This window comes from Leyella lascolaii (assembly GCF_900079775.1).
Taxonomy (GTDB): Bacteria; Bacteroidota; Bacteroidia; order Bacteroidales; family Bacteroidaceae; genus Prevotella; species Prevotella lascolaii.
In genome coordinates this window covers 181,435-193,388 of record NZ_LT556038.1, presented here as the reverse complement: position 1 = coordinate 193,388, position 11,954 = coordinate 181,435, and the positions used below count along the sequence as shown (strand labels likewise).

Genomic DNA, 11,954 nt, shown 5'->3' with positions numbered 1-11,954 from the left:
ACATGGTTGTGGTGTGAGTCTTAGTCTTCGGCTCACTTTGTTATGTGCCGTTCTTCATTCCTGAGTAAAGAACATTCATCTCCATCTGAAGTGCCGGTTGACTTGCATTCCTCGTGACTTTTTCCATTGCTTGGGCATGTATTGTCACAGTGTGCAATGTCTGACGTTGTAGCTTGAGCCATTAGTTGATAAATCAGTAAAAGCGTCACATTTCTCCGTGAAATAGTTAAGGTCTTTTGCATCATATATATCTATTTTTGCAACAGAAGAGGACAAGTATGAATAAGTATTATAAAATAAGCGGAAGATACTTTATCAGGACTTCCGTCGTGAGCAGAGTAGCTTTGCCTGCTTACAATACAATATCGGTACAGGCGATGAATCAGTTGCAAGACAGGAAGAACGACGGCAAGTTTACCAATGATGTGCTGTTGCATAGCGTGTGCGACATCCACATGTATGTCCGTCGTAATCCTGCGCGGCTGACAGGACCGGATTGATTATTCATACGTCATTATTTATTATTTATTTATAAAGGTATGGACAGACGTGATTTTATCAAAAGCGGACTTCTTGCAGCAACTATAGGAGCCGTGAGCGGTACGAAAGCCATAGCGCAGGAGGCTGAAAAGCAAGCGGTGCGAGAACAGCTTGCCAAAGATATTTTGAATTATAACCCGCAGATGCAGTACCGTCCGATGGGGCGCACGGGAGTTAATGTATCTGCGTTGGGTTTTGGGATGCTGCGCCTGCCTATGAAGGACGGACACGTGGACTTTGACCAGACCACTCCGATGGTGCGCCGTGCCATCGAGGGAGGCGTGAACTATATAGACACGGGCCGTGTCTATCTCGGTGGAGAGAGTGAGCAGGCAGTTGGCAAAGCCCTCGCCGGAGGCTGGCGCGACCGGGTATATGTCACGTCCAAGATGCCGTGGTGGGAGATGCAGTCGGCAGACGACTTCGAGAAGTTCTTCGACCAGTCGCGCCGTACTATCGGCACGGATGTCATCGACTTCTACCACATCCACATGATAATGCACCGCGCGTGGAATGACTATGTGCTGCCTTACAGGCTTATAGAGAAGATGGAGCGGTTGAAGTCGCAGGGCAAGATACGCTTCATGGGCTTCTCTTTCCACGACAGTCTGCAACTGTTCAAGAAAGTGGTGGAATATACTCCCGCGTGGGACTTCTGCCTTATTCAGCATAATTATTTGGATTATGAATACGAGGCGGGTGTGCTCGGTCCCAAGTATGCCGCTGCCAACGGCATGGGACTGGCGGTGATGAAGCCCGTCCGAACGGGATTCCTCGCCATTCTTCCGCAAGTGATGCGCGACGCGCTTGCTTCCACAGGAATCCATAAGCCAGACACCGAATGGGCGTTGGACTATCTGTGGGACATTCCCGAAGTGAGCGTGGCGGTGAGCGGAATGGGTAATATGGAGGACGTGGAGGAGAATCTGATGTACGCCTCCAAAGCCCGTCCCAACATGCTCACACCCGCCGAGCGCGAGGCGTTGGGAGCAGCCGTTTATGCCTATCGTCACGCACCGGGACACATCGACTGCACGGGTTGCTACCAGTGCATTCCATGTCGGCACAATGTCGCCATCGGTTACATCTTTGCCTATGTGTACAACAACTACATCCTGCACCGCAATAAGGAGAGGGCGATGGCGGACTACACCGTCTCGATGTCGCCCGTCCAGCGCGGTGCCCCAGCATCCTCGTGTGTCGCATGTGGTGAATGCTTGGCTAAATGTCCTCAGCATCTGGATATTCCCGATTTGCTGGAGAGAGTGAAGGAGACTATGGGGAAATGACAAGACAATTCTAAGAACAAATATTAAAATAGTATGACAATCAACGAATTCAAAGATTATGTAAAGACGGGTAATGCTCTTGACACCGAAGACATACATATGTTTATGGATGAAATGAGTGATGCTGCACGTCGCATCACCTTCCGGCTGAATGCGGCTTACCACACTCAAGCGGAAGTACGCAAGTTACTTTCAGAACTGTTCGGTTGTGATGTGCCTTCATCGTTGCGTGTCTTTCCGCCATTCTATACGGATTTCGGAAAGAATATCACCATCGGGGAGAATGTATTCATAAACGCCTGCTGTCATTTTCAGGATCATGGAGGCGTTGTTATCGGTGACGGATGCCAGATTGGACATAACGTCGTGTTCGCTACGCTGAATCATGGTTTGTCACCCGAAGAGCGCAAGCACACTTACCCTGCACCTATAGTGTTGGGCAAGAATGTGTGGGTAGGCTCCAACTCAACTATCCTGCAAGGCGTGACCGTCGGTGACAATGCTGTCGTCGCAGCCGGAGCGGTAGTCAATAAAAACGTTCCGGACAATGTGGTAGTGGGTGGCGTGCCTGCAAAAATCATAAAGAAAATAACAGGTTAGGAATGATTATGCAAGGCATTAAGTTGGATAGGTGTTCTAAATTAATTGCAATCAGATAAAATTTATAATATCAGTTAATATAGAATATCTTCTAAGGAAAGGGACATAAAATATAAATGTAAGAATTTAAAGACAATAGTATATTGATGGAGAAATTTAATTTTGCACGGAATATATTATCCGCATTGCTCTTGCTCGGACTTATGTCATGCGGCGGGGCAGGGAGGAATGGGCATTCGTCCAAACATTCGGGTATGTGTGAAAAAGAACGGATGGCTGCCGACGGCATAGTGCGCCTCTCGAAAATCGAAGTCTATCCGCAGTTCCTCGATGAATATATAGAATATGTGACCGAAGTGGGCGAAATATCCCTTCGCACAGAACCGGGCGTGCTGACCATGTATGCCGTCGGTGAGAAAGAGAATCCATGTAAGATAACCATCCTTGAAACATACGCCAGCAATGAGGCTTACGACAAACATATCGCTTCCGAGCATTTCCGGAAATACAAGCAAAGGACGCTGTACATGGTCAAATCATTAGAACTGACTGATCAGACACCGCTCAATCCTGCAAACAGAATCAATAACTTTATGGAGTAACATTTGAAAAGATGAAAAGAATATTGTTTTTATTATTAATGGTAACAATGACTAACGTACAAAGAATTATGGCACAGGAAAAAATTGCAGAAACAGTAGGGGACGGTAAGGCTGCTTTCCAGCGGGAAATGATATTCCCCATCGGTGAGCCGAACACCGATTACGCCAAGTATTTCATCGGCAACAGTTATCTGGCTCCCATATCCAAGGAGCAGATACCGTTCAACAATGTCACTTTCGAGCCGGGCTGCCGCAACAACTGGCACATTCACCACGCAACGAAAGGAGGCGGGCAGATGCTGGTCTGCGTGGCGGGCAAGGGCTGGTATCAGGAGGAAGGCAAGCCTGCGGTGCAGATGCTTCCGGGCGATGTCATCCATATCCCGGCGAATGTGAAGCACTGGCACGGAGCTGCGGCGGACAGCTGGTTCGCGCATCTCGCCTTTGAGGTGCCAGGAGAAAACACGTCCAACGAATGGCTGGAGCCAGTGACTGAAGAGGAATATAACCGGTTGGGGAAATGATATTCAAAACGCACGAGCGTCATGTCCGTACCCTCTGGCAGTATTCCGACGGCGTGACGCCCTCCTGTTTCTTGAACATCCGACTGAAATGCTGGGGGTATTCGAAGCCGAGGCGGTCGGACACTTGGGAGATGGTTTCTCCTGCCGCCAGCCCGTTCTTGGCAAGCTGGATGACGAACTGGCGAATGTGGCTGCTTGCCGTATCGCCGGTCGTCTTCTTGATGACATCACCGAAATAGTTGGGCGACATACACAGCTTGTCGGCGCAATACTGTACGGTGGGCAGACCGAGGGTCATTTGGAGTTTATCCTCGAAATAGTCGCGGAGCAGGCGGTCGAAGCGGACGAGGATATCGGAGTTCTCTATCTTTCGGGTGACGAACTGGCGGTTGTAGAAACGCTGGCAGAAATTGAGCGTCAGTTCGATGTAACCCACGAGGATGGCGTTCTGAAGCTCATCCGGTTTTCCCGCGAGTTCCTCACGCATCTGGCGCATCAGGGAGGCGAGGATGTCGTGCTCCTCGTCGGTCATGTGCAGGGCTTCGTTGATACGGTAATCGAAGAAGGAATATTCCTTGATGCGCCTTTCCAGCGGGAAACCGTGCAACAGGTCGGGGTGAAAAAGTAACGCCCAGCCTGTCAGCATCACTTCCTCGCCGTTGTCCTCCTTGCCGCCTATCTGACCGGGAGCCACGCATATGACCGTACCCTTCTTGTAATCATACTTGCCGCAGCCGTATGCCAGGTCTATCTCCGCCTCATCGTGGAAGAAGATGCCGTACACGCCATAATCGTTCAGACTGTGACGCACGGGCGAAACTTCGACATAGTTGATGACGCTGACCAACGGGTGCTGTTCTTTGCATCCAACGTAGCTGGCATAGTCATTGACATTTCGTACTTTCAGTATCTTGCTCATAAGGGGGGAGAATTCTATTTATTATACTATTTCAAAACCTTTTCCATCTTGTAATTTGTTAGGAAAAGTTGGTTGGCTTTCTGTTTTTGCTCCTTCATTGTCCTATATCCATGTTGCTCAAAGAAAGAGCGGGCAGTTATACTCACTTCAGAATGTATCTTGTCCACGCCATATTTCTGAGCCACCTTTTCCACCTCCGAAAGCAGCTGTGTCGCTACTCCACACCCTTGCCAGTTTTTATGTACAAACATAGAGTGCAGATGACCATTGCAGTCCATAGAGGAGAAGCCGATGATATTGCCTTGTCTGTCAAGTGCACCGATGAAATCGTTCTTTGCAAGTAGTTCTTTCCAATGTTCTATGCTGTCTCCGCATGAAGCCCAATCTTCTGTTTCCTCTTTTGTGTAATCCCTGGAATTGACAGTAAGGACTGTTGAACGGAACAATTCCAGTAATTTCGGGATGTCTTGGTCTGTAATCGGACGTATGTCGTATATAAATGTCATTTATAGTTTCTTTCTGTTTGGCAAATACAAAGATAAAATATTTAACTGACAATGGGTTACGCCGACTGTAATTTCAGTAAAAATGGTACGCTTCCCCCACTTATAGTTACAACGTTCCTCCTTGTTCCGGTGTAACTTTGCATCAGATAAAAATGAGAATACAATGAAACAGAAAACAGAATTACCCGAAGAATTGTGCGCGGACGAGGCGGTGTGCTTCATCGCAGACCGCCATCACGTAACACCGCAACAACTCTTGCGCCATTTCCTTTGCGGAGAGGCATTCATACCCTTGGAGGATAACGAAGTGGAGATACTGAAAGGGTTGTCCGAGCAGGTCAAAGGAGACAGAATTACGAACTAAATACGAGATAACAATATGAAAAAAGTAATAGGTATAATCGCCATCGCACTGACAGCAAGCCTGTCCGCGACGGCACAAACAACAAAAAATATGGATAGAATTGAAGTATGCAAGCAGAATTATCACACTCTGTTCGGCGGTGAAGCTCTGACCGGACAGGGGACAGATCCGGAAATGATGGACATTCTTCAGAAGTTCATCTTCGGTGAGGTATTCCTAACGGGCGAATTGACGCTGAAACAACGCGAAATGATCACCTGCATCACCCTCGCCACGATGCAGACACTCCCGCAACTGAAAGCTCATGCAGGTGCGGCACTCAATGTTGGCGTCACTCCGGAGGAACTGCGCGAGGTGATGTATCTCACCGCCCCGTTCATCGGCTTCCCCAAGATGCTGAACGCTGTTACTACGGTGAACGAGGTGTTTAAGGAACGGGGCATCTCCCTGCCGTTGGAAAAGCAAGGCACGGTGACGGAGGAAACACGCCATGAGGCAGGCAAAGCTATTCAGGACAAGCAATATCCCGGTGGTATTGCCTCGGTGATGAAGGGATTGCCCAGTGATATGGGCAAGGATGTGGAGCAGTTCCTCACAGACTATTTATTCGGTGAGATATACAGCCGTGGCGCACTCGACTTGCAGACGCGCGAGCTGTTGGGCTACTGCGTACTGACCACATTGGAAGCCGAGAGCCAGCTCCATTCGCACTATCACGGCAATATCAACGCCGGCAACTCGCCCGAAACGCTGACCGCCGCCGTCATCCAGTGCCTGCCATACATCGGCTTCCCCGCCGCTATCAAGGCGCTGCGCGTCATCAAAGAGGAATATGCCAAGTGACATTTAAAAAATAATCGGTTTATGAATAAGATTATATTGACTCTGGCAGCGGTAATGACCATGAGCTTTGCCGCATGCGCCCAAAACAAAGGAGAAAAGATTGTTGAAACTGATAGTAAGACATTAGTCGTATACTTTTCCGCCACCGGTACAACAGAAAAAGCAGCACGATCGATTGCGGAGGTTACTGGCGGTACATTGTATGAGATTGTTCCACAACAAGCCTACACCGCCGATGACCTTGACTGGAACGACAGTCAATCGCGCAGTTCTGTAGAGATGAACAATCCGCAGGCTCGTCCGGCATTGAAAGACACAAAGTTGGATGTCTCTCCCTACAATGTTATTTTCATAGGCTATCCAATCTGGTGGAACCAGGCTCCGCGAATCATAAATACATTCATCGAGAGTCATGACCTGAAAGGTAAGATGCTCGTTCCGTTTGCCACATCAGGTGGAAGCGGAATAACTGGTAGTGTAAAAGAATTAAGGGATACATATCCAGAGTTGAAATGGCATGACGGCAAGTTGTTGAACGGAGAAAATCGTGATAACATACAGAATTGGGTCAGTGACTTGATGAAAAAACGGTAAATAATATAACGTGGATTTGGAAATCTGATGCCTGAATGGCGTATTTTGAGGAATGAATATAAAAATAAGAGGTAAATCAAGCGATTTACCTCTTTCTCCGCAGTGATCCCGTTGGGATTCAAACCCAAGACCTTCAGAACCGGAATCTGACGCTCTATTCAGCTAAGCTACGGGACCTCCTTTTTGATTGGTGCAAAATTATATAAAAAAAATGATACGCACAAATATTACCTTGTTTTTGTTCTGACAAGAATGGCGATAGTGTGGGGTTGATGGCATCTCTTAGGCTGTACTTGCGTTGATTGCTAATTTGCCGTAAGGACACCGCTTGTATGCTTTCACTTTATTTTCACTTCTTCATCAGTCTTCCGTGCTGCTGCCACCATCTTGTTTTTCACCGATGTAGCCCGCTGAATATTCTATAAAAGGCAGAAGCCGGTATGCCTGACAATAGCATGAAATTTTATTTAATCAGAGTATTATAATGAGGTATATGTTCTCAGTTATTGGTACGTAATTCGTTCTGACTGTTATTATTCCGAATAAAGGAAATAAATATTTGTTAAGACCGATGGATTTTAAATCTTTTTTGTGTTCTGTTTCTCCTTTTTGAGTATATTTGCCCCTTGCATTTTATGACTGTCTTTTGTTCGGTCTGCATGTTTTAGATAAAAAGTCGGCGTCCGGAAACCAAAGAACAATGGTTCGCTTTCGCGCACCTTTTCTCGCCCTGGCAAGCCTGAAGCAAGCTTCGTCCTGCACATCTGGCTTATCGAAAATGTTCGCTTTCGCGCACCTTTTCTCGCCATGACATAGTACAAGCAAGCTTGCCTCTGTTCATTTGGCTTAACGAAAACGTTCTTCTTGCGTCCGCTGACAAAGTTTTTGGTAAAAGATTAAAGGATAAATTTATGAAAAAGAAAAAGTACGAATGCCCAAGTGTTGTTGTTACGAATGTATCATTTTCAATCATGTCTGGCTCTGGAGGATACGATCCCTATGACCCGTATTATGCATCTACGAATTTTTCAGAGGGAGAGCCGGTTGCAAATACAAGTTTGTGGTAATGTACAAAACCATACTCCAAAAAAGGAGGAGATAAGAATGGAATCAAAAGAGAATGAATATAATCCATATGAAGAAAGACGGAAAGGAGGATGAGCAGGCTGTCGAGAAGAAGTATCGTTGGGATGAAGAGACCGCCTCTTGGCAAGTGATGAAAACGGCTTTGTCGCCAACTATTGGTATGATGCCGATGGTGAGCGTACCGTGAAGTCAAGCGGTGAGGGTGAATAAAAATAGAATAAAGGTGAGAGAAGAGAATGATTGAACATGACATATCAATTATCTTCTCTTACCGTTTAAGTTAATCTATATGAAATATATATTATTTATCGCATTTGTAATATGTGTGCTGTCTGTAAGTTGTAATAACACTAAATATCGCACTTTCTCTGAGTTAGACAAATGCATTCAAGACACATTATTAAAACAGAACAGTGATATTTATGGGTGCTATCCCGACTTAATCGATTTTACTGGAAGTTACAAAATCATTCACAAAACTTTCGGACCATGGACTTATAGACTGACAGTCTTAAATGTTGTGACAGGAAAATCATATGGCTTTGCATATAATACCCCTACTCCTTTTATAATTACCACAAATGAAATAATACACCCAAAGAGATACAATATACTTACTCTTGGCATTGAACCTACAGATACGTTTGTCGTTATTAAAACTAATTGATTTTAATCTGTATAACCAATATAGTCGGCTTAGAGGGCATTGGATTTCCATTCTTATTTCGTGCTGCAGTCAGTCAGATTTTATTCAGCTTTATCGAAGATGTAGCGGGCGACATTGGAAATAACTGAATACAAGCTGACGGCAGTAGTGTGGAAGAAGGATGAAGAGATGGCAATAAACCTTATATGTATAATCAGCGTTCTAATGATTCAAGATAAAATATTATAACAGCCACTATTCAGTGACCCAAACCCACAGGAAAATCCTATGTGCCGGTATTTTCAGGCTATTGAATAATCTGTTTATGAATATCGGCAATTGACACATACTCGCGACGACCGCAGGAAGACGCCTGTTACGTTAACATTTTTATGTTAACAGCTCCCAGGAATGCCACATTGGTCAACCGTCTGATTTCCAGTGCGTTGCCAAACGGGCTTTCCGGACGTCCGAAACAGACCGTTTCAGCCTATGATACAGGCTCTTTCGCAGCTCCAAAAAGGCTGTTTCACGTCACGGTATGGTACATACGGTGAACCGAATGAATGAGAACGTTTTTAAGTTGCATATTTGTAAGTATGGCAGAATGCAGATATTCATAATATGTTTTTATGTCATTGTTATGACAATTTGCTTTCCGGCAGTATTGTTTGTATACTTATACTGTACAGAAAAAGTTGTTTCATATATAATAATATCTAAATTTATATACATCCGTAATCGGACACTCTTTTTGTCCGGTTGCCGGATGTTTGTTTCATGTAAGGCAATTGTCGGTTGTCCGCAGACCAACATGTATGGCGGCAGAACAAAATCGGGATAAAGTATGATGGCAGATCCGGCTTTAATGCAACATGTCTAATATCCGGCAGAATCCGGATTGTTAGCTCTTGTCAACGCCTTGACACACTCTGCTTTCAGACGTTCCGAAGGTGTGCTGATCATAATATATTTCAAGAGCGTGGCGTTTTCCTTCATGCAGATATCGGTTATGAGACGGCACGCTCTTTCCGGAGGGCATCCCATTTGCTGCAGTTCCTCGAGACCTTCGATGATTAATGTCGGATGCATCAGAATGTATTTGCAAAGCGAATGGATGTAGATTCTTTTGAAATGCTCCGTGTCCATATCATTAAGATAATGTATGGCTTGCGCATATACCCATAGTGAGTCACGGCATGCCTGTAGGTCGTATCGGTCGGATGTGCTTGTATTAATCCTGTCCCAACAGTATATCGGTGTCTCGTCTACGGTGAAGTGTTTTAAGTTTTTACCCAGCATTATGTTGAATGGAAAGTCGTTTTGTTTTCTGGTGGAGTAGAAGTAGAGTCCATTCTCTTGTGCGAACTGTCTTTTAACCATTTTACTCCACGGTCCCACAAATCCGTATCTCATCCTGTTGTCGTATTTTTGTGGATCGGACTTCCATTTCATGCACAGTTCTGCCACTTTGTCCGCCGTGCTTTTGTGACTCCCTTTTCCGGTGGGAGGGAAAAACACGGCGTCGTATGTTTCATTACATGCGTAACGGTCAAGAACCGTGCCTAATGATGGTAAAAAATAATCATCCGCATCAGCAAACATCAGCCATCGCCCACGCGCCGCTCTCATCGCGTCGTTCCGTGCCGCACCGCCTCCTCCGTTCGTGTCGCGGCATAAGAGACGCGCTTGCCGTGTCCTGTTCCCGCAACATTGCCGGACAGCCTTCAGCTCATCTTGCCGGCTTGCGTCGTCCACCACTATAATCTCCGTGTCGTCGCGTGACGGGATGGTGTCAAGCAGGCGTTGGAGCAGTCCGGATGTGTTATAATGCGGGATTATTATGGAAAAAGCAGGCGCTTCGGACGTTGGTTCATCAAGTATCAGGGGTGTCATGTCTCGTTAAATTGTATGTTATGTCGATAAATCCATTCAGTGTCTATTCTGTCTGTATGTTTGTACAGCCTGATGCAGAGTGTCGTTAATGATGTCGGCTTCACTCCTTTTCGGGTATTTTCTTAGCATGTGTTCTTTAGCCAGTCTTCCCATCTGGCGTGCCGCATCCGGGTTTTCGAGCACGAATGCCATATGTCGTGCCATCCCCTCAATGTCACCCTCCTCAACTAGAAATCCTGTCTTGTGATGGATTACAATGGTCGGAATGTCACTGTGTCTGGTTGAGATGACCGGCACTCCTGCTGCCTGTGCCTCCATGATGGCGACGGGTGAACCTTCCGAGTCACCGTCGTGTGCCGTAATGGAATGCTGCACATAGGCGCGGGCGTGCGTGAGCAGCTCGCGGAATTTCTCTTGAGTGATTCGTCCGGGGAATGCCACCTGACGGTCTATTCCCAAAAAACGGCACAGTTGCATGGTGTAATACAACAGTTCGCCTGAACCTGCCATGATCAGCTGTGCCTCCGGATGTTGCTTGCATATACGGGCAAAAGCCAATAATAACGCTTGCGGACATTTCTTGTATACAAATCTGCCGCAGAACACAAGGAGCGGTCTGTCTGACTGTCCCTGTATCTCATAAAAAGATTCTTCCGGCAAACATGGCGAGTATACCAGCTTCTCAGGCGGACAGCCCGCCTTAACCAGACGGCAGGAAAGGAAGTGGCTTACCGAGATGACGGACGTAGCGTATGCGAAGAGCTGCCGGTAGATTTCCTGATGCTGTTCCACCACTTTCCTTTTAGTGATGTCATATCCATGAAAGCACGGCACTAAGGGCACACCGGCTTTCTTGCATACTGACAGCATGGCTGCCGCAGCAGGACCGAATTCGGCAAACACCACGTCAAAACGTTCTTTCTGTATCCATCTTGCGAGCAACCTGTCGTAAGGAGAGAGACCGTTTCTTGTGCGCCGTCTCAAACTGTAAGCCATCCTCCACAATGGCAAGGCTAATCTCGTCCATGCGCTGTCGCGGTGTCTGCTCAGCCAGTCTTTCATGTCGTTGACCAGTATTACATCACCCGAGATTATTTTCACGTGTGAGTATACGAATGTCGGTGTGCTGGCTACTATGTCTACAACAAGTACGCGGAGTGTCTTGTCGGGTTGCGTGTCCGTTCTGGTATTTGCCAAGCCTGAAACCATATTGTGATGTGTAAAATATATTAATGTGCAAAGATAATGCAAGGCGAGTGCAGCAGCAAGGCGGTGAAACGCAGTTTTACCAGGCTTGATATTGCCGAGCCGAAGCTTATCTTATGCAAAGATAGTTATTTAATATATTGAATAAGCGCATATTACATTAATATTAACAAAATAATGATTATTGGATTTATGTGGCTGTAGCAAGGTCTTCAACAATTCATGACAGACAGTTGTCGTCTTTGTATGTTTGTGTGGAAAAGAGGTAACCGCCAGCGGTAATCGTGTAATTGATTGTATTGGTGATGTGTCATTTTGTAATCAAATTTCTATAGTTTT

At 46.2% G+C, this 11,954-nt stretch carries 12 protein-coding genes, 1 tRNA gene and 2 pseudogenes; 10 read left to right on the top strand and 5 right to left on the bottom strand.

Translation table 11 applies throughout. The annotated features are described in order from the left end of the window. The first annotated feature begins 278 nt into the window (after positions 1 to 278). The 5 genes and pseudogenes from BN4609_RS06665 to BN4609_RS06645 form a co-directional block, all read left to right on the top strand. Positions 279 to 500 (top strand): hypothetical protein, encoded by a 222-nt coding sequence (locus BN4609_RS06665; protein ID WP_068855784.1) that lies wholly within the window; start codon positions 279 to 281, stop codon positions 498 to 500. A gap of 39 nt (positions 501 to 539) precedes the next feature. Continuing rightward, positions 540 to 1,829 (top strand): aldo/keto reductase, encoded by a 1,290-nt coding sequence (locus BN4609_RS06660; RefSeq protein ID WP_084791401.1) that lies wholly within the window; start codon positions 540 to 542, stop codon positions 1,827 to 1,829. A 33-nt stretch (positions 1,830 to 1,862) separates the two neighbouring features. Then, entirely contained in the window at positions 1,863 to 2,429 is a 567-nt protein-coding gene (locus BN4609_RS06655; RefSeq protein WP_068855783.1) for a DapH/DapD/GlmU-related protein, read from the top strand. Positions 2,430 to 2,680: 251 nt separating this feature from the next. After that, positions 2,681 to 3,031: pseudogene (locus tag BN4609_RS06650) on the top strand (putative quinol monooxygenase); the annotation flags it as partial. Positions 3,032 to 3,132: 101 nt separating this feature from the next. Next, positions 3,133 to 3,555, top strand: a pseudogene (locus tag BN4609_RS06645) (cupin domain-containing protein); the annotation flags it as partial. 19 nt (positions 3,556 to 3,574) lie between these two features. On the opposite strand, the gene BN4609_RS06640 reads toward BN4609_RS06645, so the two are convergent. Then, entirely contained in the window at positions 3,575 to 4,474 is a 900-nt protein-coding gene (locus BN4609_RS06640) for a helix-turn-helix domain-containing protein (RefSeq protein ID WP_068855781.1), read from the bottom strand. A gap of 26 nt (positions 4,475 to 4,500) precedes the next feature. Next, on the bottom strand, positions 4,501 to 4,980 hold the full coding sequence (locus BN4609_RS06635) for a GNAT family N-acetyltransferase (protein ID WP_068855780.1): 480 nt from the start codon (positions 4,978 to 4,980) through the stop codon (positions 4,501 to 4,503). 163 nt (positions 4,981 to 5,143) lie between these two features. Here BN4609_RS06635 and BN4609_RS06630 point away from each other — a divergent pair, with 163 nt between their 5' ends. The 3 genes from BN4609_RS06630 to BN4609_RS06620 are packed head-to-tail and all read left to right on the top strand — an operon-like array spanning position 5,144 to position 6,781. Beyond that, positions 5,144 to 5,344 carry a hypothetical protein gene (locus tag BN4609_RS06630; RefSeq protein ID WP_021993895.1) on the top strand — a complete coding sequence of 67 codons (201 nt, stop codon included), beginning with the start codon at positions 5,144 to 5,146 and terminating at the stop codon, positions 5,342 to 5,344. Positions 5,345 to 5,359: 15 nt separating this feature from the next. Beyond that, positions 5,360 to 6,187, top strand: coding sequence for a carboxymuconolactone decarboxylase family protein (locus BN4609_RS06625; protein ID WP_068855779.1), 828 nt, complete (start codon positions 5,360 to 5,362; stop codon positions 6,185 to 6,187). 21 nt (positions 6,188 to 6,208) lie between these two features. Further along, positions 6,209 to 6,781, top strand: coding sequence for a flavodoxin (locus BN4609_RS06620; RefSeq protein ID WP_068855778.1), 573 nt, complete (start codon positions 6,209 to 6,211; stop codon positions 6,779 to 6,781). Positions 6,782 to 6,884: 103 nt separating this feature from the next. On the opposite strand, the gene BN4609_RS06615 is transcribed toward BN4609_RS06620, so the two are convergent. Next, positions 6,885 to 6,958: transfer RNA gene (locus BN4609_RS06615), tRNA-Arg, on the bottom strand. A gap of 734 nt (positions 6,959 to 7,692) precedes the next feature. Between BN4609_RS06615 and BN4609_RS16465 the strand changes: the two genes are divergently transcribed. Further along, complete coding sequence (locus tag BN4609_RS16465; protein ID WP_164071600.1) at positions 7,693 to 7,848, top strand: hypothetical protein; 156 nt, start codon at positions 7,693 to 7,695, stop codon at positions 7,846 to 7,848. Between the two features lie 53 nt (positions 7,849 to 7,901). Then, the gene (locus BN4609_RS16460) at positions 7,902 to 8,054 is read left to right on the top strand and encodes a hypothetical protein (RefSeq protein ID WP_164071589.1); all 153 of its coding nucleotides are present in this window, start codon (positions 7,902 to 7,904) and stop codon (positions 8,052 to 8,054) included. Between the two features lie 1,338 nt (positions 8,055 to 9,392). On the opposite strand, the gene BN4609_RS06605 is transcribed toward BN4609_RS16460, so the two are convergent. Together BN4609_RS06605 and BN4609_RS06600 are read right to left on the bottom strand one after the other, a co-directional pair. Continuing rightward, entirely contained in the window at positions 9,393 to 10,409 is a 1,017-nt protein-coding gene (locus BN4609_RS06605) for a glycosyltransferase family 2 protein (protein ID WP_068855776.1), read from the bottom strand. 36 nt (positions 10,410 to 10,445) lie between these two features. Continuing rightward, positions 10,446 to 11,606, bottom strand: a complete 1,161-nt coding sequence (locus BN4609_RS06600) for a glycosyltransferase (RefSeq protein WP_164071599.1) — start codon at positions 11,604 to 11,606, stop codon at positions 10,446 to 10,448. Positions 11,607 to 11,954: the final 348 nt, after the last annotated feature.